Consider the following 26,345-nt stretch of genomic DNA (forward strand, 5'->3'; position numbering starts at 1 on the left):
TCTAAAAACCCAAAAAATTGGGTCGGCTGCTACTTTTTTTTTTACTCGCGGGGGGGGGGGGGGCGCCCCCGGGGCCCCGCCCCCCCCCGCCCCCGGTCCGCCGTCATCGCCCCCGGTTCCGTACCGCTCACACATCACGACGATGGACGACCGCCACGGCGACGGCCACCGCGACGAGCGACCACGCCCCGAACACGATCCACGCCTCGGTGACCGGCACCGGGTAGGTGTCGGGGTTGTAGTCCCGGGCCGGATTCTGGACGAGGGCCTGCCACGAGGTGAGCGGCATCGCGTTGCCGATCTCCTTGACCCACCGGTAGGTCTCGCCCAGGAAGAGCGCCGGCAGCAGGAGGAGCACGCCGACGACCGCGACGACGGCGCCCGCGGCGTGCCGTACGAGGGCGCCGAATGCCATACCGATGAGGGCGCACACCGGGGCGAGCAGCGCGGACGCGACGACGGCCCGCAGGGCCCCGGGGTCACCGATGGACAGGCCGTGATGATCCCGCAGGATCGCCTGCGTCACGCCGAACGAGGCCCCGGCGACGACCGTGCCGAGGACGAGCATGACCACGGTCAGGACGCTCGCCCTGGCCGCCATCACCGCTGCCCGGGCCGGGACCGCGGCGAAGGTGGTGCGGATCAGCCCGGTGGTGTACTCGCCGAAGACCGCGAGGGCGCCGACGGTTCCGGCGAGGACCATGAGGAGCTGCCAGGCCGGGTCGACGAAAGCGGTCGACATGGCGTCGAACAGCATCTCGGGCCTGGCGGGGAATCCGGGTGGCGGAGGGGGTGGCAGTTCGGGCTGGTGCGCCAGCCGGTCGGCGTTGGACAGGGCGGAGTTCACGTTGATCCCGAGCACGGCCAGGGGACCGGTCCCGAGGACCCAGTACGTGGAGCGCAGCGACCACAGCTTGATCCACTCGGCGGTCAGGAGGTCGCGGAACCGGGCGGGGACGTCGAGGGCAGGCGTGTACGCCTTCGGCCCGGACACCGTCTGTGTGGTCATCGGCTCTCTCCCGCGCCGTACTCGACGCTGTCGGCGGTGAGCCCCATGAAAGCCGCTTCCAGGGAGGCGGCCCGTGGGGCGAGTTCGTGCAGCAGGACGCGGTGGTGGTGGGCGAGTTCACCGATGCGGCCGGCGCTCAGGCCGGTCACCGTGCACGAGCCGTCGTCCTCGCGGCGGACGGCCGCCCCCTCCCCGGTGAGGACGGACGTCAGACGGTCGGCGGCGGGCGTACGGACGGTCACGCTCAGCCGGGTGCCGCGGGCCGCGAACGCCGACAGGCTCTCCGCGGCGATCAGTTCACCCCGGCCGATGACGATCAGTTCCTGTGCCGTGTGCTCCATCTCGCCCATGAGATGGCTGGAGACCAGCACCGTACGGCCCTCGGCGGCCAGTCGGCGGAAGAGGCCGCGCACCCACAGCACGCCCTCCGGGTCCAGCCCGTTGAGGGGCTCGTCGAACAACAGGACGGGTGGGTCACCGAGCAGCGCGGCGGCGACGCCCAGCCGCTGCTTCATCCCCAGCGAGAACCCCGCGATGCGGCGCCGGGCGGCGGTGGCCAGCCCGACCTCCTCCAGGACTTCGTCCACGCGGCGCCGGGGCAGTCCGTTGCTGTGTGCCAGCGCGGACAGATGCGCCAGGGCGCTGCGACCGCCGTGCACGTCGTGGGCGTCGAGCAGCGCTCCGACGTGCCGCAGCCCGCGCCGGCGCCCGCGGAACGGCTGACCGTCCACGGTGACGGTGCCGCTGCTGGGGTCGTTCAGGCCGAGGATCATCCGCAGCGTGGTGGACTTGCCGGCGCCGTTCGGGCCGAGGAACCCCGTGACATGGCCGGGGCGGACGGTGAAGGTCAGACCGTTGACGGCGGTGGTGGCGCCGTATCGCTTCGTCAGTTCGTTGACTTCGATCACCACCCCACGGTGCCGCGGGGAGTGCCCGCACGGCATCGGCACACGGGCCACACCTGGGACGGAGCCCGTGGCCCGGGGGCCTACGCCTCCGGGCCCAGAAGCTTCACGACGCGGTCAGCCTGCCGTCGCGCATCGTCAGGACCCGGTCGCTGAAGTGCCGTACCGCCGCCATGTCGTGGCAGATGAAGAGGTAGCCGAGTCCCCGGGTCTCCTGCAGTTCGAGCAGGAGGTTGAGGATGCCGGCGCGCATCGAAGGATCGAGGGCCGACACCGGCTCGTCCAGGATCAGGAGCTCGGGATCGCTCGCCAGCGCGCGGGCGATTCCCGCGCGCTGGCACTGTCCGCCGGACAGCTCGTGGGGGAGCCGCCCGCCGTGTGCGTCGTCCAGACCGACCAGGGAGAGGAGTTCGGCGACCCGGCCGGGACCGGTGGCGGCCGACCACCGGCCCTGGGCACGGAGCGGTTCGGCGACCTGGTCGCGAATCCGCCGACGGGGACTGAGCGAACCGTACGGGTCCTGGAACACGGGCTGGATGCGCGGCCGGACCGCGCGCAGCGCCCGCTCGCTCAGCGAGGTCAGTTCCGTCCCCCGGAACCGGATGTCACCGCTGTGCGGCCGGCGCAGGTGCAGGACGGCGGCGGCGGTGGACGACTTACCGCAGCCGGACGGACCGATCAGCCCCACCGTCTCGCCGGCGTCCACCCGGAAGGAGACACCGTCGACCGCGGTGACCGTTCCGTAGCGCACGACCAGCTCGCGGACATCGAGCAGCGGGCTCATACGGACTCCAGGTGATCGAGATGACAGGCAACCTCGCGCCCGCCGACGGTGCGCGGCGCGGGCCGTTCGGTGTGGCAGCGGCCGGTGGCGTACCGGCAGCGGGGCGCGAAGGCACAGCCCGCCGGGACGGTGCCGGGTGCGGGCGGCCGCCCCGGGATGGTGGGCAGCCGGGATTTGCGGGGTGTGCCGGCGGTGGGCAGGCACGCGAGGAGACCTTCGGTGTACGGGGCGAGCGGCCGTCCGAGAATCAGGTCCACCGGGCCGTACTCGACCTGCCGCCCCGCGTACAGGACGGCCATACGGCCGGCATGTGTTCCTACGGCACCGAGGTCGTGGGTGACCAGCACGAGGGACGCCCCGGTCGCCGCGCACCGTTCACGCAGGACGGCGAGGACCTTGTCCTGGGTCTCCGGATCGAGGGCAGTGGTCGGCTCGTCGGCGACGACCAGTTCCGGACGGTTGACCATGGCCATCGCGATCACGGCGCGCTGGCGCATGCCGCCCGAGAGCTCATGGGGGTGGGCGGACGCCCGCGCGGCCGGAATGCCGACCTCCTCCAGCGCGGACCGCGCCCGCGACCGCGCGTCCTTCCGGGACAGGCCCTGTACGGACCGTACGGCCAGGGCCAGTTGCTCGCCGACCGGGTGGACGGGCGAGAGCGCGGACAACGCGTCCTGGGGGACGAGCGCGATACGCCGGCCCCAGTCGGCCGCGGTGACGGGTGCGCCGCGCAGCAGCACGCTCCCGGAGACCGCGGCCCCGCGCGGATTCATGCCGAGAAGGGCGCGCGCGGTCACCGACTTCCCGGCCCCCGACTCACCCACCAGGGCGAGGACTTCACCCGGCGCGACATCGAACGAGAGGCCGCTCAGGGCCGGTACGCCGCCGAAGTCCACGCTCAGATCGCGGACCGACAGCAGAGGATCAGACGGCAACGGGAACCGCTTCCTTCCGGACGGGTGTGCGGCGAGTCCTGCCGCGCTGTGTGTATGCCGACAGGGACACGGCGAGCGCGGCGAGAAGCGCCAGCGTGACCGCGGGGGCGAGCGCCGCGACAGGAGCCCGCTCGATGTAGTCGGCGGACTCGTCCAGCAGGAGGCCCCAGTCGGGGGACGGCGGCTGGGCGCCGAGACCGAGGAAACCGAGCGAGGCCAGAGCCAGCGCGATGCCGGGCAGACGCAGGACCGCGTGCCGGGCGACCGGGGCGGCCACCGACGGCAGGACATGGCGGACCATGATCCGGGCCGGGCTCGCCCCGATCGCCTTCTGCGCCGACAGGAACGACGAGGCGCGTACCTCCTGGGTGAGGGCGGCGGCGTGCGCGGCCAGTGGCGGCCAGGAGATCAGCGCGACGGCGAGTGCGGCGCCCCCCGCGCCGGGGCCCGTCGCCGCCGCCACCAGAATGCCGACGATCACCGGCGGCAGCGCGTTGGCGACATCGGCCAGGCCGGTCGCGGCGTTCGGCAGGAAGCCGAGAGCGAGCCCGATGACCAGTCCGAGGAGGCAGACGGCCGCTGCCGTGCCGACCGTCGAGCCGGCGCCGTGCCCCAGCCGGGCCAGTACGTCACGGCCGAGGGCGTCGGTGCCCAGGGGGTGTGACCAGGACGGCGCCGTCAGCCTGGCGGTGGTGTCGATGACGTACGGATCACGCAGCAGACCCCAGCCGGTCACTCCGGCCAGCAGGGTGCCCAGAGCGACCGGCACGGCGGGGGAGACCCGTACCGGACGGGCCGCGGGCAGGGTCAGAGCCGCGTCGCGCAGCGCGGGACCGAGCAGCTGCGCGCGTACGGCTGCCGACACCACGCCCACCAGGAGCCCGAGCGCCAGCAGGGCCAGGACGGCTCCCTGAAGCAGCGGCAGATCCTGGGACCTGGCCGCGCCGAGGGCGGTGCGGCCGAGTCCCGGGACCGCGAAGACCGTTTCGACGGCGACCGCGCCGCCGGTCAGGCCGACCGCGGCCATGCCGAACTGGGGGACCAGGGGCGGCAGCACGCGGCGCAGAGCGGCATCGGTGATGGCACACCGGCCGACGCCCGCGCCACGCCACAGCTCCACCCAGCGTTCGTCGAGCGCGTCCGGCAGCGCGTCGGCGACCAGCCGGCCGAGCAGCGCTCCGGCCGGAATGCCGAGCGCGAGCGCGGGGAGGACCATGTGCGCGGGCCCGGCCCAGCCGGACGTGGGGAACCAGCCCAGCCACACCCCGGCGACGACGAGCAGCAGCAGGGCGACCAGGTACTCGGGGACGGCGGCGAGCATCGCGCCGAACGCCCCGGCGGTGCCCCGGCCGCGTACCAGGACCGGCAGGGCCAGAGCCGATCCCACCAGCAGAGCGACGGCCAGGGACGCGCCCATCAGCGCCAGTGACACCTGGAGACCGGCCGTCACCGAAGGCAGGACCTCCGCGCCGGACACCCACGAGACACCCAGGTCGCCGCGGATCAGCCCGGCCGCCCAGTGCCCCAGCAGCCCGAGCGGCCCCGCGTCGAGCCCGAGATCGTCGCGGATGGCGTTCAGCGCCTCGGCGGTCGGCTCCTGCTCCGCCGACCTGGCCCGCAGCAGACTGAGCGCCGGGTCCTTGCCGGACAGCCAGGGCAGCAGTCCGACGAGAGCGAGTACGGCGGCCAGCCCGGCCGCCCGTGTGAGTGCCGTCCTCACTTGATGTGCGTGTGGATCGTGACGAGTTCGCGCTCACGCGGGTCGTGGGCCGCGCCCGTGACGCCCGCCGCGTCGCCCTGGACGACCCGCTCGTGCAGCATCGGCACGGCGGCGTCCGTGGCGAGTACGGCCGCCTCGGCGGCCATGACCGCCGTGCGCCTGGCCTCACCGGTCCGGGTCTGCGACGCGGTGGTCAGCGCCTTGTCGACGACGGGGTCGGCGAGCTGCGCGAGATTGAAGGAGCCCTCGCCCGCGAAGTCGCTGTACAGGTACGCCGCCGGGTCCCCGGAGTCCAGGACGGTGGCCCGCGACAGAACGAACGCGTCGAACTTCCCCGCGAGGGCGTCTGCTTCGATGTTGGCGTACTCGCGTACTTCCAGCTTCACCCGGAAACCCGCGGCCTGGAGCTGCTGTTGGAGGATCTGGGCGACCTCGGGCAGCTCGGCCCGGTCGGTGAACGTGCCGATCGTGATCTCGGCGCCCCCCGGATCACCGGCCGCCGTCCGCACGGGCTCCTCGCGCAGCTTCGCGGCCCAGGGGAGCGCCGGCCCGAGGAGTCCTTCGGCGACGTCGGCCCTGCCCTCGTACACACTCTTCACGATCTGCTCCGCGTCGACGGCCGCGCGAGCCGCCGCCCGTACGCGCGCGTCCTTGAAAGGCCCCGTCCCCGTGTTCAGGTACAGGGTGTTGGTGCGCGGCATCGGCACCTCGTGGATCAGCTTCGCGTCCAGGAGGCGCGCCTGCGAGACGGGGACGGCCTCCACGATGTCGGCCTCGCCGCTGCGCAGCGCGGCCGCCCGTGCGGTGCCGTCGGGCACGAACCTCACGTCGATACCGGCCGCCTTCGCCCGGCCGCCCCAGTAGCGGTCGTAGCGGTCGAGCGTCGCCGTTGTGGTGCCGCCCACCGCGACGAGCTCGAACGGGCCCGTGCCCGCGCCCACCGGGCTGACGGTCCTGCCCCGGTACGCCTTGGCGGCGAGGATCGAGAGCTGCGGGGAGCTGAGTCGCTGGGGGACCAGCGGATCGGCCTTGGCGGTGGTGACCGTGACCGTGCGGGGACCGGTGGCGCGGACGGTGAGCGCGACGCCGTCGAGAATGCGCGGCTTGGGTGAAGCGGTGGCGGCAACGGTCAGGGACTTCACGACGGAGGGCGCGGTGAAGCCGGTCCCGTCGTGGAACGTGACGCCCTCACGGAGGGTGAACGCCCAGTCCCTGCCGCTCTGTTGCCAGGCGGTGGCGAGGGCAGGCCGGGCGTTGCCGTCGGCGTCCAGACGGGTCAGGGTCTCGGCGGTGGACCAGCGCGAGAGCTTGAACGCGTCGTCCGTCAGCGGGGAGAGACCCGCGCGCGGCGGCTGCATCATCGCGACGCGCAACCGGGCGTCACCGCCGCCGGGGGAGGGGCCGGCCGCGGCGAAGCAGCCGGTGAGCAGCGCCGCCGCCGTACTCAGACCGATCGTGGACAGGAGGCCCCGACGGGATATGCGGGAGTTTTCGAGCAGGCGCAAGGGTGTCCCCTACGGGATGCGAGGAGTGGGTGAAGCCGACGCACCGACCCTAGCATTATGACAATCATGTTCAGTAACGTGCTCTGTGTGGCTGTTCGCGGGTGCCCGAGGCGCGGGGTGGGGGCTCTCCTGCCCGCCCGCACCGGTGCGGGCCGTCCAGGACTCGAAGCGCGCAGGGCCTGACCGCACTCGACGCCTCCTCGACGGCGCCGGCCCCGAATGCCTGCTGCGGCGCCGTGCCCGGGGCGCAAGGGGCGTACGGCGGTTCGGGGTATCCGGCGGTGAACGGCCGATGTCCTGGTTGTTACGTATTGGGTATCGGCCTACCGTCGATATAGCGCCGTACTGGCAGCCGCACTTCGCAGGCGTGTCCGAAGCGCCGGCGACCGGGGGCTGCGGCGCGCGTGGACCGGAACCAACCCTCCGGGCCCGGCCGGGCCCGCCCTCGGAGAAGAGCGAGATGTCGAAGATTCTGTTCGTAGTGACGGGCGCGGACCAGTGGACGCTGTCGGACGGCACGAAGCAGCCGACGGGCTTCTGGGCCGAGGAGGCCGCGGCCCCCTACGAGGCGTTCAAGGCCGCGGGCCACGAGGTCGTCGTCGCCACCCCGGGCGGCACCGTGCCGACGGTGGACCAGCGCAGCCTGGCCCCCGAGTTCAACGGCGGCCAGGAAGGCGCCGACCGGGTCGCGGGTGTCCTCGGCTCCTTCAGCGAGCTCCGGCACCCGATCCCGCTGGACGACGTGGATCTGGACGACTACGCCGCGGTCTTCTGCCCCGGCGGACACGGCCCCATGGAGGACCTCGCCGTCGATCCGGTCGCCGGCGGTCTGCTGACACGGGCACTGGAGTCCGGCAAGCCCCTCGGCGTCGTCTGCCACGGCCCGGCCGCGCTGCTCGCGGCGCGGAAGGAGGACGGCACGAACCCGTTCGCCGGGTACCGGCTGACGGGCTTCACCAACGCGGAAGAGGCGCAGGCCGGGTTCGCGGACAAGGCGAAGTGGCTGCTCCAGGACCGCCTGGTCGAGTTCGGCGCGGACTTCCAGGAGGGCGAGCCGTGGGCCCCGTACCTGATCGTTGACCGCAATCTGGTCACCGGCCAGAACCCGGCCTCCTCGGCTCCGCTCGCGGCCGAACTGCTCAAGAAGCTGGGCTGACCCCGGCGCTCCACGCCGTGCACGACAGATGTCCCGCCACGCCGGGCACCCGCGCTCGCGAGTGCCCGGCGTGCCGCGTACGTACAGGCACCGGACACCGGAAGCTCACGGCGCTCGCCGAGGCCGTCTGACCCCACCCCTGAACGCCACCGCCGTCGGCGGCGGCGTTCAGCCGGCGCCCCGGCCCGGTCCGTCCAGGGACGCGGTGAGCCGCCCGAGCACTTCTTGCAGGGCGATGACCTCCGGCACCGAAAGCCCGGTGGCGTCGAGAATCCTGTGCGGAACCGCCACGGCCCGTTCGCGCAGTTCCGCGCCGGCATCCGTGAGACGGACGGTCACGGAGCGTTCGTCCTGCGGGCTGCGGCCGCGGACGACCAGTCCGGCCGACTCCAGCCTCTTCAGCAGCGGGGACAGCGTCCCGGAATCGAGGTGAAGGCGCTCGCCGATCGCCTTCACCCGCTGCGGTCCGTGCTCCCACAGCACCAGCATGGCCAGGTACTGGGGGTAGGTGAGGCCCAGATCCTTCAGCGCCTCCCGGTACACCCCGCCGAACGCGCGGGACGCGGCGTGCAGGGAGAAGCAGACCTGGTGGTCCAGGCGCAGCAGTTCCGCATCCGGCAGCCCGGAAGCGGTGCGGTGCGGGTCGGGCGGACCGGCGACGGGGGTCGGCGAAGGGGTCATGGGACCAGGGTATCTCCTTGCGCCCGATTTAGTTGTGCACAATTGAATTGTGTGCAACTCTTTGGGGGAGGGGTGACCGGGCCGGTCACCGCGACAGGAAAGAAGGTCATTCCATGGACGCGCTCTACACCGCTGCCGCCACCGCCAACGGCCGAGAGGGCCGGGCCGTGAGCTCGGACGGTCAGATCGACCTCGCTCTGGCGCTGCCGCCGGCACTCGGGGGCAACGGCAAGGGCACCAACCCCGAGCAGCTGTTCGCCGCCGGGTACGCCGCCTGTTTCGCCAGTGCGATGCAAGCGGTCGGCCGCGAGATGAAGGTGGACACCAAGGACGTCTCCGTGACGGCCGAGGTCTCGATCGGCAAGGACGACACGGGCTTCGGTCTCTCGGTCGTCATGCGGGTCGAGCTGCCGGAAGCCCTGGAGGGCGAGACGGGCCGCAAGCTGGTCGAGGCCACGCACGCCTACTGCCCCTACTCCAAGGCCACCCGAGGCAACATCGAGGTCGAACTCGTCATCGAGTAGGCGTCATTGACGCTTCGTCGCCTCACCAGACGCTCATGACCCGCTGGTCCAGGCCAGCAGCTCGTCGGCGCTCCACGACGTGACGACCCGTTCCGCGGGCACCCCGCACTCCTCCGCGCGCGCACAGCCGTAGATCTGCCAGGTGAGCTGCCCAGGGGCGTGCGCGTCGGTGTCGACCGAGAACAGCACACCCGCCTCGACGGCCTGCCTCAGCAGGCGCCGGGGCGGGTCGAGCCGTTCGGGGCGGCTGTTGATCTCCACAGCCGTGCCGGCCTCCGCGCAGGCAGCGAAGACCTGGTCCGCGTCGAACTCGGACTCCGGCCGCTTACGGCCGGAGAGCAGGCGCCCGGTGCAGTGCCCGAGGATGTCCGTATGCGGGTTGCGGACCGCCGCGACCAGGCGGCGGGTCATCGCACCGGTGTCCATCCGCAGTTTGGAGTGGGCGGACGCGACGACCACGTCCAGCTGCTCCAGCAGCTCCGGCTCCTGGTCGAGCGAGCCGTCCGCCAGGATGTCGCACTCGATTCCGGTGAGCAGCCGGAACGGCGCCCACCGCTCATTGAGCTCGGCCACCTCGGCCAGTTGCCTGCGCAGTCGCTCGGGCGACAGCCCGTTGGCCACGGTCAGCCGTGGGGAGTGGTCGGTCAGGACCGCCCACTCGTGGCCCAGTTCCTGTGCCGCACGGCCCATGTCCTCGATCGCGCTTCCGCCGTCCGACCAGTCCGAGTGCATATGACAGTCGCCCCGCAGCGCGGCGCGGAGCGCTTCGCCGCCCTCCGTCAGCGGGGCGGCGGCCTCCGTCTCCAGCCGGTCCAGATACCGCGGAACCTCTCCGCCCTGGGCCTCACGGATCACCTGGGCCGTCTTCGGCCCGATGCCGTTCACCGACTCCAGCGACCCGTGCGTCACCAGCACCGCGAGGTCGTCCGCCGTGATCGCCGCGATCGCGTCGGCCGCCCTGCGGAACGCCTTCACCCGGTACGTCTCCGCCTGTGACCGCTCCAGCAGGAACGCGATCCGGCGCAGCGCGCTCACCGGCTCCATCAGCACCTCCGAGGACGGTCCCAGGGTCTGCCACCAGCTTCGCCGAGTCCCGCCCCGTCCGCACAGCGAAGCCGCGGAAGCCTGGTGCGGGACCCGGCGCGGCTCAGCCGACGGGCTGTGCGTCTTCCGGCCGTGACTCTCCGGGCCGTGCCTCCTCCGACTCGGGGCGCTCGAACTGGGTGCGGTAAAGCTGCTCGTACCTGCCGCCCGCGGCGAGCAGTTCGGTGTGGGTTCCGCGTTCCACGATCCGGCCCTCCTCGACGACCAGGATCAGATCGGCGGCCCGTACCGTCGACAGGCGGTGGGCGATCACCACGGCGGTCCGGCCCTCCAGCGCCTCGGCCAGAGCCTCCTGCACGGCCGCTTCGGAGGTCGAGTCGAGATGGGCCGTCGCCTCGTCGAGGATCACCACCCGCTGGCGGGCCAGGAGCAGCCGGGCGATGGTCAGCCGCTGGCGTTCCCCGCCCGAGAGCCGGTAACCGCGTTCGCCGACGACCGTGTCGAGCCCCTCGGGCAGCGAGGCGACCAGACCATCGAGCCGGGAGCGGCGCAGGGCGTCCCAGATGTCGTCCTCGGCGGCGTCCGGCCGGGCGAGCAGCAGATTGGCGCGGACGGATTCGTGGAACAGGTGCCCGTCCTGGGTGACCATGCCGAGGGTTTCGCGGATCGAGTCACCGGTGAGATCGCGTACGTCGACGCCGTTCAGCCGTACGGAACCGGCGTCGGTGTCGTAGAGCCGGGGGAGCAGCTGCGCGATCGTGGACTTACCGGCTCCGGAGGAACCGACCAGGGCGACCATCCGGCCGGGCTCGGCGCGGAAGGAGACGTCGTGCAGGACCTCCGTGCCCTCGCGGGAGTCGAGCGTCGCCACGTCTTCGAGCGAGGCGAGCGAGACCTTGTCGGCGGACGGGTAGCCGAAGGAGACCCCGTCGAACTCCACGGACACCGGGCCGTCCGGCACCCGGCGGGCATCGGGCTTCTCGGCGATCAGCGGCTTCAGGTCCAGGATCTCGAAGACCCGCTCGAAGCTGACCAGGGCACTCATCACCTCGACGCGGGCTCCGGCCAGTGCGGTCAGGGGTGCGTAGAGACGGGTCAGCAGCAGCGCGAGGGCGACGATCGCGCCCGGGTCGAGCGTGCCGCGCAGCGCGTAGTACCCACCGAGCCCGTAGACCAGCGCGAGCGCCAGGGCGGACACCAGGGTCAGGGCCGTGATGAAGGTGGACTGGGCCATGGCCGTACGGACCCCGATGTCACGTACCCGGTCGGCCCGGGCGGCGAACTCCGCCGACTCGTCGGCGGGGCGTCCGAAGAGCTTCACGAGGGTCGCGCCCGGGGCGGAGAAACGCTCCGTCATCTGTGTGCCCATGGCGGCGTTGTGGTGCGCGGCCTCACGCTGCAGCCCGGCCATCCTGGAGCCCATCCTGCGGGCCGGGACGACGAACACCGGCAGCAGGACGAGGGCGAGCAGCGTGATCTGCCAGGAGATGCTGAGCATGACGGCGAGCGTCAGCAGCAGGGTGACCAGGTTGGAGACGACGCCGGACAGCGTGTTGCTGAAGGCCCGCTGCGCCCCGATGACATCGTTGTTGAGCCGGCTGACGAGCGCGCCGGTCCGGGTCCGGGTGAAGAAGGCGATCGGCATCCGCTGCACGTGGTCGAAGACCGCCGTACGCAGATCGAGGATCAGTCCCTCGCCGAGTCCGGCCGACAGCCACCGGGTGAGCAGTCCGAGGCCCGCCTCGGCCACGGCGATGAGCGCGATGAGCGCCGCGAGGCGGGCGACCACGCCGGTGTCCCGGCCCTGGATGATCGCGTCGACGACATTCCCTGCCAGCACGGGCGTGGCGACCGCCAGGAGCGCGGTGACCACGCTGAGCGCCAGGAAGCGGTAGATCCGCCGCCGGTGCGGGCGGGCGAAGGAGGCGATGCGGCGCAGCGTCGCCCGGGAGAAGGGCCGCCGGTCCTGCTGGGCGTTCATCGCGCTGTGCAGCGACGACCACGCGGTCATTTCCATGCTCATGAGGGTCTCTCCGGAAGGTGTCGGGCGACGCGCGGGTACCCGTCGGCCGGTGAGGCCCCGGGGTGTGCGTACTGAACGCTAGGACCTGAAGCAAGCTTGAGGTCAACCCGTTCCTGCGAGTCGGCCCATGAGACCCTCCGTGACGCGCCGACTGCGGCGCGCGCGCCGAGGCCCTGACCACCTCTGTTCGAGGTGCCAGGGGTCGACGGAGGGGGTGCCGTGCATCCGGAGGCGCCGGGGAGTGTCAGGATGGCTTCATGACAATCAAGACCTACTTCGACATCACCATTGACGGCAAGCCCGCCGGGCGGATCGTCTTCAACCTCTTCGACGACGTCGCTCCCAAGACGGTTGAGAACTTCCGTGCGCTGTCCACGGGCGAACAGGGATTCGGCTACGCCGGCTCGCCGTTCCACCGTGTCATCCCGGACTTCATGCTCCAGGGCGGCGACTTCACCCGCCAGAACGGCACCGGCGGCAAGAGCATCTACGGCGAGAAGTTCGCCGACGAGAACTTCACGCTCAAGCACACCAAGCCGGGTCTGCTGTCGATGGCCAACGCCGGCCCTAACAGCAACGGCTCGCAGTTCTTCATCACCACCGTGGTGACGCCGTGGCTCGACGGCAAGCACGTCGTCTTCGGCGAGGTCGCCGACGACGCCAGCATGGACCTGGTCCGCAAGATCGAGTCCTACGGCTCGCGCAGCGGCCAGACCAAGGCCGAGATCGCGGTCTCCGAGTCCGGTCAGCTCTGATCCGTTCCCCGCGTCACCCTGTTCGACCTTGAGCGCCCCGCCGGTGAATCCACCGCCGGGGCGCTCCGGTGCGTGGGGCCCCGCGGCGGCGCCGCGCCTCGCGGCTCCCCGGCGCCGGGCCCACGGAGCCGTAGCGTTGCCGACCGGAGACCGATTCGCTCGATTCCTGGCCGGGGTGGCGACATGTGCTGGAGCGCGACGGCCGATCTGGTGGCCGGCACCGCCATCGTGGTGATCGGCGCGGCCTGTGTGGCCCGCGCCCGCCGCGCCCGCGACCTGACGCTCGCCGCGCTCCCCCTGCTGCTCGGCACCCACCAGATCGTCGAGTCCGTGGTGTGGCGCTCCGGTGGCGGTACGGGCCCCGCCACCATTGCCTGGGCGGTGATCGCCCTCCCTCTGCTGGCCCTGTGGGTGCCGGCCGGAGTGCTGTGCGCGGCCCCGGCCCGGGCCCGTACCCGGCTGGCGGTGCCACTCGCGGCCGGCGTGCTGACCGCAGCGTTCCTCTCGTACAGCCTGCTCACCCGCCCCGTGACGGCCGAGATCCGCGGCCACACCCTCGGCTACGTACTCGACCTGCCGCACTCGGCCCTGCTGGTCACCGGCTATCTCCTGGCCACGGCCGGCTCACTGCTGCTGTCGGCCGACCGGTGGCTCCGGGCGCTGGGGGTGCTCGTCGCCGTCGGCGCGGCGGTCTGCGCGGCACTGTGGCGGCTGGAGTTCATCTCCACCTGGTGTGCCTTCGCGGCGGTCTGTTCGGTGGTCCTGTTCGGCTGGGTGCGCCGAGGCCCGCCGGAGGCGAGTGCGGCCGGCAGGTCCATCTCGACGAGCTGACCTCCGAAGCCGGGCCGGGCCACTGCGAGCAGTGTGCTCGCCGTGGCGTGGGGATGACGGTCGGCGGCAAGGCGATTTCCCGGGGGAATCGAGCCGCTGCGGGGCTGGCATGATCAAGGGTATGGACGAGTGCATCATCGCCGCGTGTGACGGGGCGTCGAAGGGGAATCCGGGGCCTGCCGCCTGGGCATGGGTCGTGGCCGACGCGCAGGGGCGGCCGGAGCGCTGGGAGGCCGGGCCGCTCGGGACCGCCACCAACAACGTCGCCGAGCTCACCGCCCTGGCGGAGCTGCTGGAGTCCACCGATCCGGCCGTGCCGGCCGAGGTGCGCATGGATTCGCAGTACGCGTTGAACGCGGTGACGAAGTGGCTGCCGGGTTGGAAGCGCAACGGCTGGAAGACCTCGGGCGGCAAGCCCGTCGCCAACCAGGAGCTCGTGACGCGTATCGACGCCCTGCTCAGCGGTCGGAGCGTGACCTTCCGCCATGTTCCCGCGCACCAGGTGGGCGGTGACCCGCTCAACGCGGTCGCCGACCAGGCCGCCAGCGAGGCCGCCGTGACCCAGCGGGCCGCGGGGACGGCGCACGGCGCCGTCGATCTGCCGGTACCCGCTCCCGCCCGGTCGGCGAAGGTCCGTACCGACAGTGGGTCGGCGAAGGCCACCAAGGGTGCCGCACGCACCGGCACGATCCGGGCGAAGTTCGCCGGACGGTGCCACTGCGGCAAGCCGTACGCCGCGAAGGACATGATCGCGAAGAATCCGAACGGCTGGGGGCACCCGGAGTGCCGGACCGCGCCCGCATAGAGCGGCGCGCCCGTTCCGTGGTGGGTGGCATGGAGCCCCGGGGCTGAGGGGGGAAGCCCGGCTCCGTCAGATATCGGCCCAGACCAGACGGCCCGCGACGCCTGTGCTCGTGCCCCAGCGGGCGGCCAGCGCGTCTACGAGCAGGAGGCCCCTGCCGTCCTCCAGCAGGGTCTCCGGGTCAGGGCTCTCGCCGCACGGGGCCATCGCCAGGTCCCCCGGTGGGGAGGGGGACGGAATGCGGGCCCTGCCGCGGTTCCATACGCAGATGCGGACCCCGCTGTGCGAGCGGAGGAGCCGGCACCGGATACGGCGGCTGTTGGTGTGCTGGACGGCGTTGGCGACCAGTTCGGTCACGACCAGGGCCGCGGCCTCGATCCGGTCGCCCGGTTCCCCCCAGTCACGCATCGCCTCCTGTACCCGGCGCCGGGACTCCGGCACACCTTGGGGGACGCGGGGTATCCACCAGCTCTGTGCACGCCTGCTACCCGCGTCCTCGGGAGCTCGCGGCGTGCACGTGTCTATTTCCGACATGTATGTACTCTCGGTGCAAAGGGCATACTTTGCAAGCGACACAATGTGCCGCGCTCCGTGTCGGGCCCTGGAGGAAAGTACGAGCATGAGACCCCGATCCGGCCCCACCGTGGAGCATCGCGTCCTCGCTGTCCGGCTCCGGCTGCTGCGGGAACGCGCGGGGTTGAGCCTGACCGACGCGGCGCGGGCACTGAACGCGCACCCGGCCACGGTACGACGCATCGAGCGGGCCGAGACCGGACTGGACGCTCGCCAGGTCCGCCTCCTCCTCGACTGCTACGGGGTTTCGGAGTCCGACGCCGAGCCGATCATCGCGGGCCTCGGCGCCGCGAACATGCCCGGCTGGTGGCATCAGTGGCGCGACGCGATGGAGCCCTGGCAGCAGGACGTCATCGGCATGGAGTCCTCGGCCGGCCTCGTGCGGACCTGGCACCCCGCGCTCGTACCCGAACTGCTGCGCACCCCCGCCTACGCCGAGGCCCTGGACCGCGCGCTGCACCCCGACGGTGACGCCACCCGGCGTGAGCGCCGCGTCGAGCTGCTGCGGGAGCGGCAGCGCCGTCTGTCCTACCGCGGCGCCGCCCTGTGGGCCCTGATCCCGGCCGCCGCATTACACACCCGGGTCGGTGGCCGACGGGTGATGGAGGAACAGCGGGAGGCGCTGGCCGAGGCCGTGCACCGGCCGCACGTCACCGTGCAGGTGGTGCCGCTCGATCATCCTCCGCACGCCCTGACCGGTGTGCCGCCCCTGCATCTGCTCCGGGTGTCCGCCCCCGAGATCGGGGACCAGGCGATCCTGGAGACCCCGGGAGTCCGCGTCGACATCGTCGACGACCCGGACACGGTGATGAACCACCGCATCCGCATCGACGCCGCCTGCGCCGCCGCACCCCGTCCGGGAACCCCGCTGCCGGTCGCCTGACCGGTCCGGCGGCTCCGGGGATGCGACGCATGCCGGTTACGGCCGGCGTGGGGGAGTGGTGCAGCAGAGGAAGGCCCAGTGGAGAACCCCGCCGGCGTGATCGTGCTCGCCGTCGTGCCCGACCTGGTGCCCCCGACCGAGGTGACGTCCGCCGTGCGGCGCCACACCGGCGGCCGGCCCCAGGACGACCAGGCGCTGCTCGCCCTGCGCCGTTCACCGGGCTGAACGGCCGCGCCGCGCACCATGCCGACGCGGCCGGAAGGGGCCCGGCCGGTGATCCGTGCACCGCGCGGGTACAGGATGGGGCATGGACACCAAAGGCTGGCTCATCCTCGCGGCAGCGCTCGTGCTGCTCACCATGGGCGTCGCCGCCGTTCTCCTGGTACGGGTGCTCCGGGCCAGGAAGCTGCTGCTCGACGCGGGAATCCCGCTCCGCAACAAGGCGCTGGTCTGGGCCGCCGTGATCTACACCGTGTCACCGGTCGACCTGCTTCCTGACCCCGTCTACCTCGACGACATCGGATTCCTGATGCTGGCCCTGCACTCCCTGCACCTCGCGGCGCGAACGGCCGGAACGGCGGTGACGGGAGCGCGTGCCGCGCACAAGGAGGTCCGGGGCGGCAACCTTTCGGTGCCCGGCGGCCACTGACGGGAGGAACCCGTCCCCGCTCGGAAGGCCCCCACCGTGGAACCCATGCCTCACCGACCGCTCCACCGGCGTCGCGCCACCCGCACCCGCGCTCTGCTCGGCGCGCTCACGGCAGGGCTGCTCGCAGCGGCCGGGCTGGTCGCCGCCGGGCAGACCTCCCAGGCCGCCACCGCCCGCCAGGCCGAGGAGCTGGACCGCGGCGTCGTCAGCGTGCACACCGACAGCGGCAACCTCGTCAGCTGGCGCTGGCTCGGCACGGACCCGGACAACGTCTCCTTCAACGTCTACCGGGCGGGCACCAAGGTCAACGCGTCCCCCGTCACGGGCTCGACGAACTACTTCCACACCGGCGCCCCCGCCACCGCCGACTACACGGTGCGGGCCGTCGTCAACGGCGCCGAGCAGGGCGACTCCGTGCACGCGATCCAGTTCCGCGCGGGCTACAAGGACGTCCCGATCACCCCGCCCGCGGGCGGGACCACACCCGACGGCGTCGCCTACACCTACGAGGCCAACGACGCGTCGGTCGGCGACCTCGACGGCGACGGCGCCCTCGACTTCGTGCTGAAGTGGCAGCCCACCAACGCCAAGGACAACTCCCAGTCCGGCTACACGGGCAACACGTTCATCGACGGGATACGCCTCGACGGCACCCGGCTGTTCCGTATCGACCTCGGACGCAACATCCGCTCCGGGGCCCACTACGCGCAGTTCCAGGTGTACGACTACGACGGCGACGGCCAGGCCGAGGTCGCCATGAAGACGGCCGACGGCACCGTCGACGGAACGGGCAAGGTGATCGGCAGCGCGAGCGCCGACCACCGCAACGCGTCCGGGTACATCCTCACCGGACCCGAGTACCTGACCATGTTCAACGGCCGCACGGGTGCCGCGATGGGCACCGTCGACTACGTCCCGGCCCGCGGCACGGTGTCCTCGTGGGGGGACTCGTACGGCAACCGCGTGGACCGCTTCCTGGCGGGCACGGCCTACCTGGACGGTGCCAGGCCGTCCCTGATCATGGCGCGCGGCTACTACACGCGCAGCGTCGTCGCCGCCTGGGACTGGCGGGGCGGCGCCTTCACGCGGCGCTGGACCTTCGACACGAACAGTTCGACCAACGCGGGCAAGGGGTACGACGGCCAGGGCAACCACCAGCTGTCGGTCGCCGATGTCGACGCCGACGGCAAGGACGAGATCGTGTACGGCGCCATGGCCGTCGATGACAACGGAAGCGGGCTGTGGACCACGAAGAACGGGCACGGCGACGCCATGCACGTCGGTGACCTCGATCCGTCCCGGCCGGGTCTGGAGGAGTTCAAGGTCGACGAGGACAGTTCGAAGCCGACCTCGTGGATGGCGGACGCCAGGAACGGGCAGATCCTCTGGTCCACCCCGGCGAGCGGCGACAACGGCCGGGGTGTCTCCGGGGACATCTGGGCGGGCAGCCCCGGCGCCGAGTCCTGGTCGTCCGCGGTGTCGGGAGTGCGCAACCCGCAGGGGTCCGTCGTGACGAGCCGCAAGCCGTCCAGCACCAACTTCCTGTCCTGGTGGGACGGCGACACCACCAGGGAACTCCTCGACGGCACCCGCATCGACAAGTACGGCACCTCGGCGGACACCCGGCTGCTGACCGGGGCCTCGGTGCACTCCGCGAACGGCACCAAGGCCACACCGGCACTCTCCGGCGACCTCTTCGGAGACTGGCGCGAGGAGGTCGTCTGGGCGACCACCGCGAACACCGCGCTGCGGATCTACTCCACGCCGTACGAGACGGGTACCAGGATCACCACACTGCTCCACGACACCATGTACCGCACGGCGCTGGCCTGGCAGAACACCGCTTACAACCAGCCCCCGCACCCGAGCTTCGCCATCGGCAGCGGGATGGCGACCGCGCCGCGCCCGGTCATCACCACGCCGTAGCGGGAGGCGCGGCTCGCCCCCTCACGCCACCGGTGAGGCGGGCGAGTCGCCCGGCGGCGGCGCGGACTGCGGTGCGGACGAGGGCGGCGGCTCCTCGGACGGAGGCGGCTCCTCGGACGGAGGCGCGTCCGTCGTCGGCGGTTCCGTGGAGGGGGCGGGCGGCGGGTCGTCGGAGGACGGCGCATCCGAGGACGGCGCGTCCGGCTGCGGCTCGGAAGGAGAGTCGGAGCGGGACGGGGACGGTGACGTGGTGGGGGTCGGCGGGTCGGTCTTCTTGTCGGCCTTCCCGGTGTCGCCGGGCTCGCGGGCGAACCAGTCCCCGGACCCGGGATCGAAGACGACGAACACGTTCACCACCGTGGTGGACGGGCTCACCACGACGACGTCCGCCGACCGGTAGCCGGGCCAGGCCGCCCCCTTCAGCTGCGGGGCGCCCTGCTGGGCGACCGGCGGCAGCAGCGGATTGCCGCAGGCGCACCGCACCCGGGGCACCCCGCGGTCGTCGACGAGGACGGCGGTTCCCGCTTGCAGCACCGCCTGGTACGTGGTGGCGGAACCGTCCTTGTAACCGTGGTTGGTGACCCGGGTGTCCACCCGCAGCTGGACCGGCGTCAGCGAGCGCAGGTACCCGGGGACCCCGGAAGGCTCGATGTTCAGGACCGAGGCGAACGCCCGGTTCTTGTCCGGTGCGTCCCAGAGCGCGGTGATCTGCTTCTCCACGTCGCAGCTCGCCGTCTTGCGGGTGCCGCCGTACAGCCCTGGGGCCGACCCCTTCACCACACGGGTGGCGTTGGTCGTGGAGGTGGAGCTCGGCACGGCGGTCGGTGTCGCGGACGCCTCCGGCTGTTTGGCGGTGGACTCGGTGAACGGGTCCTGGCCCGAGGAGCCGGCGGCCTGGAGGAACACCTCTCCGCCCGCCTTCGTGCCCCCGTCGGGGCGGGTCAGCACGGCGGTGACCACAACGGCCGCGACCAGGGCCAGGGCGATCACCGCAACACGGGGAGCCGACCGCCACCAGGCCCGCCCGGGACCGGAACCGCCGCCGGGCGCCTGTCCGCCGCTGGGCCCGCCACCACCGGAGCTCCCGCCGCCCGAGCCGCCATCTCCGGAATCGCCCCCACCGCCGGAGCCGCCCGTCGAGCCGGGCGCTCCCAGTTCGCCGCCGCTGGGCGGGCCCGGCGGCGGGCCGGCCGGTGTGTCGGGCGGCGGCGTCTGACCTGACTGCGAGGGGCCCGACAACGGGCCGGAGGGGGGTCCTGTCGGGCGGCCGGACGACGGCGGTTGCTCACTCACGGGCTCTTCTTCCCCAGGGCCGGGAACCAGTCCGAATAATGTGCGTATAGACCTCATTGTGTGCCTCGTACCCCGGCTGCCCGCAAGCGGACGCGGTCGGCCCACACCAGAGGGCGGAGCGCTCGGGCGCTGCATAGCGTGGCAGCGTGAGCAGCCCGCGAAGCAATGACAGAAACGGTGCGACCCGTCCCTCGCACGGCTGGGCCGACGCCCTCGTGGCGGTGCTCGCCGGGATGATCGCCATGATCGTCGTCGCGGCACTCGGCCTCTGGGCCGCCGGCGCCGGTCAACTCCCCGGGGGTGCCTTCCCCCGCGTCTGCGCGGCGGTCGTCGTGATGGCGGCGGGCGGCTCCGTCGCGGTGTCCGGCGATGCCGGGGCACTCGCCGAGACGAACGCGGACCTCTCGGTGCTGCCGCTGTCCGTGACGCTGGCCGGCGCCCTCGGTGTCGCCGCAGGATTCCTCCGGCCGCTGCGGCACCGGGCCGTCGCCGGTACCCGCGAGCTGGGCGGCTGGGCCGCCAGGGTCGCGGTGCTCTGGCTCCTGGCACTCCTCGCGCTCTCGCTCCTGGCCAGGCAGACCTTCGCCCTCCCGGTCGAGGACCCCACGGGCGGCCTCCTCGACGACGTACTCGATGCCGCGCCCACCGTCGGATTCAGGACCGAGATCCCGCTCACGCTGGTCTTCGGACTGCTGTGGCTGGCGGGCGTCCTGGTGCTCGCCCTGCTGGTGTCGCGCGGCGCCCCGCTGCCCGCCCGGCTATTGCGCTTCCAGGAGCCGGTGCGGCCCGCGGCCCACGCCATGGTCGTGCTGCTGCTCGGATACGTCGCGCTCGGCGTGGTCGTCGGACTCGTCGTCGTGGTGACGCGGGGACACCCCGCCGAGACGTTCGCGGTGATCCTCCTGGGATTGCCGAACCTGGTGTGGCTCGCGTTCACCCTGGGACTCGGAGCCTCCTGGGAGGGAAAGGTGGACGGCCCGTTCGGACTGCCGATGCCCCAGGTGCTCGACTCGGTGCTCCGTACGCCGGACATCTCGACGCTCAACGTCCGCACGCTCGCCGAACAGGACGGCCGCGCGTGGTGGCTGGTCGTGGTCGCCGCGGTCGGGGTCCTGGCGGCGGCCCTCCTCATGGCGGTCCGCTCACCGGCCCGCACGCGCGCCTGGCAGCACGCCGCGCACATGGCGGTGGCGCTCACCCTGACGGTGCTCTTCGTCTGTCTGGTCGCCCGGGTCTCCGCACACCTGGGCCTCTCGCTCCTGGGCCTGGGTGACCTGGGCGGCGGGCTCGGGGGCGAGGTGTTCTTGCGCCCGCGCCTCTGGGCGGCGCTCGGCATCGCCCTCCTCTGGGGCGCGGTCACCGGCCTCCTCGGCGGTCTCCTCTCCTCGAAGCTCCGCCGCGGGGGCCGTGACTCCCCGGACTAGGGGAAGGCCGGCAGGGCCCAGCGGGGCGGCGGCGGAGGAGGTTCGACAGGGCCGGGCCGGGGGGTGGAGCTGCCCTCGATCCGGGTCGGCGGGTGGGTGTCGGGGCCGACACCGGCAGCCGCGGCGCGCAGAGCCGCGACGAACTGCAGACAGGAGTCGTAACGGTCCTCGGGGCTCTTGGCGAGGGCCTTCGCCAGTACGCCGTCGACCTCGGCCGGAAGACCGGGGCGCTCCCCGCTCAGCGGCGGCGGAGGGTCGTACTGGTGGGCCCAGAGCAGGGCCATGTCGTCGTCCCGCCGGAAGGGCGGGGCACCGGTCAGAGTCTCGTGGACGACGCAGGCGAGGCTGTAGACGTCGCACCGGCCGTCCACCGGGCGCCCCGAAATCTGTTCAGGGGCCACATAGTCGAGGGTGCCGACGAACTGGCCCACCGTGGTGAACCCGGTCAGCGAGAGCGACTTCTTCGTCAGTCCGAAGTCGGTGAGGTACACGTGTTCCGGATGGTCGCTGTCCGTGCCCGCCGCGACGAGGATGTTGCCCGGCTTGACGTCGCGGTGCACCAGATCGTGGTCGTGGGCGGCGTCGAGTGCGGACGCCACCTGTGCGGTGATGCGGATCGCGGTGGTGAGCGGCAGGGGGCCCCGGCGGTCGATGAGGACCCGCAGATCCTGTCCGGCGACGAAGCGCATCGCGATGTAGAGAACCCCGTCCGTCTCGCCCGCCTCGAAGACGGGCACGATGTGCGGATGGTCGATCGCGGCGGCCACGCGTGACTCGTGAGTGAAGCGCTGACGGAAGGTGTCGTTGCGCGCCAGTTCCGGTGCGAGCAGCTTCAGGGCGACCGTACGGTCCAGCCGCAGATCCCTGGCACGGTAGACGACGGCCATGCCGCCGCGGCCGATCTCGCTCTCCACCCGGTAGCCCGCGATCTGCTTCCCCAGCAGGTCGTGCGCCCTTCCTGAGGGCAGACCGGCCTCGTGCGAGGGGGGCGGGGGAGGAGCCATCGCGGGTCACCGGGCCGACCGGGTCGGCGGTCCCGCGGAAGGCCCCGTGGCCGGACCCGGGTCCTGGACGACGCGGGTCGGTTCGGGCCCGGTGTCCTGGACCACCCGGGTCGGTTCCGGTCCGGTGTCCTGGACCACCCGGGTCGGTTCCGGTCCGGTGTCCTGGACCACCCGGGTCGGTTCGGGCCCCGCGTCCCGTGCCTGACCCGCCCCGGTGGCCGCCCTGCCCGGTCCGGGCCCCGCCGACGCCACGTACGTACTGAGCTGCTTTCCGTCGCAGTACACCCACCGCTCGTGCTCCGCGTCGTACAGCCACACCGCCTCGCCGTCGACGATCGCACCCACCCGCAGGCCCTGGGTGCGGAGCCGGAAGCCCTCGCCGTCGAGGTGCCCGTCCGCCAGCTCCTGCGCGGCCCGCCGGTACTGGTGGAGCGCCTCGTCGACCCTGGCCAGCAGGGGCCCCGGGTCCGCCGTGCGGGCGAGCGGCTGGTGAGCGGCCGGCGGGGCCTGCGGTACGGGGACCAGCAGCCTGCCGTCGATCCACGCGGACCAGCCGTTGGCGCACGCGACGAACCCCCAGTCACCCCGCCGGTCGAGAAGCTGCACGGGCAGCAGGGGATCGAGCGGCGTGGTCGGCCGGGACACGTCGGGGGCCTCCCAGGCGGGCATTCCGTCCGGGTGGACGACATGGGTCGGGCGGAACTCCGGAGTCGCCATGGGCCGCCCCTACTTCCGCATGATGGCGGGTTCATGGCGACGCAGCAGCTTCGCGACCACGTATCCGAAGACGAGCGAGAGCACCACCAGCATCCCCATGTTGAGCAGCCACACCCCGGCGGAGTGCGCGAACAGGGGATCGGACGTCAGTTTGCCGGGAACGATCGCGGCGAGGTCGATGGTGCCCGCCATCGCGCCCAGCGCCCACCGGGACGGCACCAGCCACGCCAGCTGTTCGACCCCGATCACTCCGTCGAGTTTGAGCAGGGCTCCGCAGAACACGACCTGGACGATGGCGAGGAGGACCAGCAACGGCATGGTGACCTCCTCCTTGCGCACGATCGCGGACACCAGGAGGCCGAGCATCATCGCGGTGAAGGAGAGCAGGGCGACCGCCACGGTGATCTCGACCAGCGGGGGCAGCAGCACACCTTTGCCGCCCGGTGCGTTGAGATCGACGCCGACCAGACCCACGAGGGTCAGCACGACCGCCTGCAGGACCGTGATGGCGCCGAGCACCACGACCTTGGACATCAGGTACGCGGATCTGGAGAGCCCTACCGCGCGCTCCCGTTGATAGATCACCCGTTCCTTCACCAGTTCCCGCACCGCGTTGGCGGCGCCTGTCAGCACGCCGCCGACGCAGAGGATGAGAAGGGCGTTCATCGCCGTTTCCCGGTTCAGTTCGCTGCCCGCCAGGGCGCGGGCCATCGCTCCCATCACGAACGGGAGGGCGATCATGATGACGAGGAAGGTCCGGTCGGCGCTCAGGGCGGCCGCGTACCGGCGTACCAGGGTGCGCAGTTGGGCCCCCCAGTTCCTCGTCTTCGGCGGCGGGGCGACGGTGGCCGCGGCCGGGATGTCCGGCAGTCGCGGCTGGGCCGTGGAGTTCAGGATGTACCGCTGGTGGAAGGGGGACGCCTGGTACTGGCCCGCCCAGTCGCGGTCCCGGTCGTTCTCGAAGGCTTCGAACGCCTCCGGCCACTGATCGAAGCCGAAGAACGCCAGTGCGTCGTCCGGCGGGCCGTAGTAGGCGATGCGCCCGCCCGGCGCGAGGACGAGGAGCCGGTCGCAGACGTCCAGGCTCAGCACGCTGTGGGTGACCACGATGACCGTACGTCCGTCGTCGGCGAGGCCGCGCAGCATATGCATGACGGAGCGGTCCATGCCGGGGTCGAGGCCCGACGTCGGTTCGTCGAGGAAGAGCAGCGACGGCTTCGTAAGCAGCTCCAGGGCCACGCTCACCCGCTTGCGCTGGCCTCCCGACAGGCTGTGGATCGGCTGGTCGGCGCGTTGTTCCAGGCCCAGTTCACCCATCACCTCGGACACCCGGGCCTGCCGTTCCGCCGCGGCGGTGTCCTGCGGGAAACGGAGCTCGGCGGCGTATCCGAGGGCGCGGCGTACGGTCAGCTGCGCGTGCAGGATGTCGTCCTGCGGGACGAGACCGATGCGCTGGCGCAGCTCGGCGAAGTCGCGGTAGAGGTCACGGCCGTCGTACAGGACCCGGCCCCGGTCGGCGGGGCGCAGACCCGTCAGCGCGTTGAGGAGCGTGGACTTTCCGGCGCCGCTCGGTCCGACGACCGCGAGCAGGCACTTCTCACCGACGGGGAACGCCACCTCGTCCAGGAGCGTCTTGCGGCCGCGGTCCACCGTGACGGCCAGGTCCTGCACGTCGAGCGAGACCTCGCCGGTGTCCACGAACTCCTGGAGTTCGTCGCCGACCAGGCAGAAAGCCGAGTGACCGATACCCACGATGTCGCCGGCCGCGACGGGTGCGCGGTCGACCGCCGTCCCGTTGAGGAAGGTCCCGTTGTGGCTTCCGAGGTCGACGATCTCGTACGTACCGTCCGCGAGGGCGCGCAGCTCGGCGTGCCGGCGCGAGACGACCAGGTCCTCGACGACCAGGTCGTTGTCGGTCCCACGGCCGATGCGTATGGTGCGCGCGGGAAGGGGGCGCACCGTGGTCGGCTGCCGGAAGGTGCCTGTCGCTCCGGGCATCGAGACGGCCGACGGCCGTTCCGGTGTCCGGGCCACGGCTTCCGGCGGCTCGGAACCCACGAGCAGGGCACGCGGCCCGTCGGAGGCGCTGCCGAAGCGGATCACGCTGCCGGCCCCGACGTCCGCCTCATGGATGCGATGGCCCTCGGTGTACGTGCCGTTGGTGCTGTGCTCGTCCTCCAGCAGCCAGTGGTCCGCCTCGGGCCGCAGCACCGCGTGGTGCCAGGAGACCCGGATGTCGTCGATGACGATGTCGCTCAACGGGTCGCGACCGACGTGGTAATCCCGGCCCGGCCTCATCACTGTCGAACCTTGATCGGTCTCCAGGACGAGCTCGGGCGCAGTCGCCGCCACAGGCCGCTGTCCCATGCTCGAAAGTCTAGCCAGGACACCCCGGTTGCGCGCGCGATCGAGCGGTCATTGCACTAGTGCGTAATCACGTCAGTGCTAGTTCGAAGTGGGCTAGGGTGACGTCATGCCTGCTCAGATACCCGCGCCCGTAACGCTGACCGGTCGGCATGTGACCCTCGTGCCGTTGACGATGGATCACGCCGACGACCTCTTCGCGGCCGGTGGCCGCGACGACGAGGTATGGCGCTGGCTGGGTGACCCGACACCGCAGTCGCGGGACGAGCTCCGCGGGACGATGCGTGCTCTGCTCGGCGAGGCGGAGCGGGGTACGTACGTTCCGTACGCCGTCATTCACCGCGCGAGCGGCCGGGCGGTCGGCTGGACCTCGTTCCTGGACATCAGCGCGTCCGACGAACGGCTGGAGATCGGCTGGACCTGGTACGGCCGCGCGTTCTGGCGTTCCGCGGTCAACTCCGAGACGAAGCTTCTGCTCATGACGTACGCCTTCGAGGAACTGGGCATGGGGCGCGTGCAGTTGAAGACCGATCACCTGAACCACCGTTCGCAGGAGGCCATCGCCCGCCTCGGCGCACAGCGCGAAGGGGTGCTGCGCCGCCACCGGATGCGCCACGACGGCACCTGGCGCGACACCGTCTACTTCTCGCTGCTCGCCGACGAATGGCCCGAGGCCAAGAAGCGCCTCGGCGCCCGGCTCTGATCTGCCGCGGCGGGCACCGCGCGCCCGCCGGGACTTCACCCGGCGCCGCCGGCGAACCAGTAGCCGGTCGCACCACCCGTCGCGGCCGTGACCGCCAGCACTCCGGCCGTCACCGCAAGTGCCGGGGTGCGGCCA

At 72.1% G+C, this 26,345-nt stretch carries 25 protein-coding genes; 11 read left to right on the forward strand and 14 right to left on the reverse strand.

Annotation, left to right across the window (positions count from 1 at the left end; genetic code table 11):
* Positions 1-127: 127 nt before the first annotated feature.
* The 6 genes from ACFWSK_RS00560 to ACFWSK_RS00585 form a co-directional block, all read right to left on the reverse strand.
* A complete protein-coding gene (locus tag ACFWSK_RS00560; protein WP_383779946.1) occupies positions 128-1,009 on the reverse strand; it encodes an ABC transporter permease in 882 nt (293 codons plus the stop codon).
* Entirely contained in the window at positions 1,006-1,917 is a 912-nt protein-coding gene (locus ACFWSK_RS00565) for an ATP-binding cassette domain-containing protein (protein WP_383779949.1), read from the reverse strand. The genes ACFWSK_RS00560 and ACFWSK_RS00565 overlap by 4 nt, the downstream gene beginning before the upstream one ends.
* Positions 1,918-2,020: 103 nt before the next feature.
* Positions 2,021-2,698, reverse strand: coding sequence for an ATP-binding cassette domain-containing protein (locus ACFWSK_RS00570; protein ID WP_383779951.1), 678 nt, complete (start codon positions 2,696-2,698; stop codon positions 2,021-2,023).
* Positions 2,695-3,633 (reverse strand): ABC transporter ATP-binding protein, encoded by a 939-nt coding sequence (locus ACFWSK_RS00575; RefSeq protein ID WP_383779953.1) that lies wholly within the window; start codon positions 3,631-3,633, stop codon positions 2,695-2,697. Before ACFWSK_RS00575 ends, ACFWSK_RS00570 begins: the two co-directional genes overlap by 4 nt.
* The gene (locus tag ACFWSK_RS00580) at positions 3,623-5,353 is read right to left on the reverse strand and encodes an ABC transporter permease subunit (protein WP_383779955.1); all 1,731 of its coding nucleotides are present in this window, start codon (positions 5,351-5,353) and stop codon (positions 3,623-3,625) included. Before ACFWSK_RS00580 ends, ACFWSK_RS00575 begins: the two co-directional genes overlap by 11 nt.
* Positions 5,350-6,852, reverse strand: a complete 1,503-nt coding sequence (locus ACFWSK_RS00585; RefSeq protein WP_383780766.1) for an ABC transporter substrate-binding protein — start codon at positions 6,850-6,852, stop codon at positions 5,350-5,352. Before ACFWSK_RS00585 ends, ACFWSK_RS00580 begins: the two co-directional genes overlap by 4 nt.
* Before the next feature lie 466 nt (positions 6,853-7,318).
* Between ACFWSK_RS00585 and ACFWSK_RS00590 the strand changes: the two genes are divergently transcribed.
* Complete coding sequence (locus ACFWSK_RS00590; protein WP_383779958.1) at positions 7,319-8,014, forward strand: type 1 glutamine amidotransferase domain-containing protein; 696 nt, start codon at positions 7,319-7,321, stop codon at positions 8,012-8,014.
* A 168-nt stretch (positions 8,015-8,182) separates the two neighbouring features.
* On the opposite strand, the gene ACFWSK_RS00595 is transcribed toward ACFWSK_RS00590, so the two are convergent.
* A complete protein-coding gene (locus tag ACFWSK_RS00595; protein ID WP_383779960.1) occupies positions 8,183-8,695 on the reverse strand; it encodes a MarR family winged helix-turn-helix transcriptional regulator in 513 nt (170 codons plus the stop codon).
* A 113-nt stretch (positions 8,696-8,808) separates the two neighbouring features.
* Between ACFWSK_RS00595 and ACFWSK_RS00600 the strand changes: the two genes are divergently transcribed.
* On the forward strand, positions 8,809-9,219 hold the full coding sequence (locus ACFWSK_RS00600; protein WP_383779962.1) for an organic hydroperoxide resistance protein: 411 nt from the start codon (positions 8,809-8,811) through the stop codon (positions 9,217-9,219).
* Between the two features lie 33 nt (positions 9,220-9,252).
* On the opposite strand, the gene ACFWSK_RS00605 is transcribed toward ACFWSK_RS00600, so the two are convergent.
* Positions 9,253-10,263 carry a PHP domain-containing protein gene (locus tag ACFWSK_RS00605; RefSeq protein WP_383779964.1) on the reverse strand — a complete coding sequence of 337 codons (1,011 nt, stop codon included), beginning with the start codon at positions 10,261-10,263 and terminating at the stop codon, positions 9,253-9,255.
* A gap of 103 nt (positions 10,264-10,366) precedes the next feature.
* On the reverse strand, positions 10,367-12,286 hold the full coding sequence (locus tag ACFWSK_RS00610; RefSeq protein WP_383779968.1) for an ABC transporter ATP-binding protein: 1,920 nt from the start codon (positions 12,284-12,286) through the stop codon (positions 10,367-10,369).
* A gap of 257 nt (positions 12,287-12,543) precedes the next feature.
* On the opposite strand from ACFWSK_RS00610, the gene ACFWSK_RS00615 reads away from it, so the two are divergent.
* From ACFWSK_RS00615 to ACFWSK_RS00625, 3 genes are all read left to right on the forward strand, one after another.
* On the forward strand, positions 12,544-13,041 hold the full coding sequence (locus ACFWSK_RS00615; RefSeq protein ID WP_383779970.1) for a peptidylprolyl isomerase: 498 nt from the start codon (positions 12,544-12,546) through the stop codon (positions 13,039-13,041).
* Between the two features lie 183 nt (positions 13,042-13,224).
* Entirely contained in the window at positions 13,225-13,872 is a 648-nt protein-coding gene (locus ACFWSK_RS00620) for a DUF6629 family protein (protein WP_383779972.1), read from the forward strand.
* Between the two features lie 121 nt (positions 13,873-13,993).
* A complete protein-coding gene (locus ACFWSK_RS00625; protein WP_383779974.1) occupies positions 13,994-14,677 on the forward strand; it encodes a ribonuclease H in 684 nt (227 codons plus the stop codon).
* A gap of 66 nt (positions 14,678-14,743) precedes the next feature.
* Here the strand turns inward: ACFWSK_RS00625 and ACFWSK_RS00630 are convergent, their stop codons facing one another.
* Positions 14,744-15,115 (reverse strand): ATP-binding protein, encoded by a 372-nt coding sequence (locus ACFWSK_RS00630; RefSeq protein ID WP_383780768.1) that lies wholly within the window; start codon positions 15,113-15,115, stop codon positions 14,744-14,746.
* Between the two features lie 178 nt (positions 15,116-15,293).
* Between ACFWSK_RS00630 and ACFWSK_RS00635 the strand changes: the two genes are divergently transcribed.
* The 4 genes from ACFWSK_RS00635 to ACFWSK_RS00650 all read left to right on the forward strand — a co-directional run bounded on the left by ACFWSK_RS00635 (position 15,294) and on the right by ACFWSK_RS00650 (position 18,705).
* Positions 15,294-16,130, forward strand: a complete 837-nt coding sequence (locus ACFWSK_RS00635) for a helix-turn-helix transcriptional regulator (protein WP_383779977.1) — start codon at positions 15,294-15,296, stop codon at positions 16,128-16,130.
* Positions 16,131-16,208: 78 nt separating this feature from the next.
* The gene (locus tag ACFWSK_RS00640) at positions 16,209-16,355 is read left to right on the forward strand and encodes a hypothetical protein (RefSeq protein ID WP_383779979.1); all 147 of its coding nucleotides are present in this window, start codon (positions 16,209-16,211) and stop codon (positions 16,353-16,355) included.
* Positions 16,356-16,437: 82 nt separating this feature from the next.
* A complete protein-coding gene (locus ACFWSK_RS00645) occupies positions 16,438-16,779 on the forward strand; it encodes a YkvA family protein (RefSeq protein WP_383779982.1) in 342 nt (113 codons plus the stop codon).
* Positions 16,780-16,824: 45 nt separating this feature from the next.
* Positions 16,825-18,705, forward strand: coding sequence for a rhamnogalacturonan lyase (locus tag ACFWSK_RS00650; protein WP_383779984.1), 1,881 nt, complete (start codon positions 16,825-16,827; stop codon positions 18,703-18,705).
* A gap of 21 nt (positions 18,706-18,726) precedes the next feature.
* On the opposite strand, the gene ACFWSK_RS00655 is transcribed toward ACFWSK_RS00650, so the two are convergent.
* A complete protein-coding gene (locus ACFWSK_RS00655; protein ID WP_383779986.1) occupies positions 18,727-19,998 on the reverse strand; it encodes a DUF6777 domain-containing protein in 1,272 nt (423 codons plus the stop codon).
* A 146-nt stretch (positions 19,999-20,144) separates the two neighbouring features.
* Between ACFWSK_RS00655 and ACFWSK_RS00660 the strand changes: the two genes are divergently transcribed.
* Entirely contained in the window at positions 20,145-21,422 is a 1,278-nt protein-coding gene (locus tag ACFWSK_RS00660) for a streptophobe family protein (RefSeq protein WP_383779988.1), read from the forward strand.
* On the opposite strand, the gene ACFWSK_RS00665 is transcribed toward ACFWSK_RS00660, so the two are convergent.
* From ACFWSK_RS00665 to ACFWSK_RS00675, 3 genes are read right to left on the reverse strand one after another with little or no spacing between them, the layout of a single operon-like run.
* Entirely contained in the window at positions 21,419-22,426 is a 1,008-nt protein-coding gene (locus ACFWSK_RS00665) for a serine/threonine-protein kinase (protein WP_383779991.1), read from the reverse strand. The two genes, ACFWSK_RS00660 and ACFWSK_RS00665, sit on opposite strands and share 4 nt — an antisense overlap.
* Positions 22,427-22,432: 6 nt before the next feature.
* Positions 22,433-23,143 (reverse strand): hypothetical protein, encoded by a 711-nt coding sequence (locus tag ACFWSK_RS00670; protein WP_383779994.1) that lies wholly within the window; start codon positions 23,141-23,143, stop codon positions 22,433-22,435.
* Positions 23,144-23,152: 9 nt separating this feature from the next.
* Entirely contained in the window at positions 23,153-25,510 is a 2,358-nt protein-coding gene (locus tag ACFWSK_RS00675) for an FHA domain-containing protein (protein WP_383779997.1), read from the reverse strand.
* A 106-nt stretch (positions 25,511-25,616) separates the two neighbouring features.
* Between ACFWSK_RS00675 and ACFWSK_RS00680 the strand changes: the two genes are divergently transcribed.
* The gene (locus tag ACFWSK_RS00680; protein WP_383779999.1) at positions 25,617-26,210 is read left to right on the forward strand and encodes a GNAT family N-acetyltransferase; all 594 of its coding nucleotides are present in this window, start codon (positions 25,617-25,619) and stop codon (positions 26,208-26,210) included.
* The last annotated feature ends 135 nt before the right edge of the window (positions 26,211-26,345 follow it).

It is taken from the genome of Streptomyces sp. NPDC058620, assembly GCF_042717135.1.
In the GTDB taxonomy this organism is placed as follows: Bacteria; Actinomycetota; Actinomycetes; order Streptomycetales; family Streptomycetaceae; genus Streptomyces.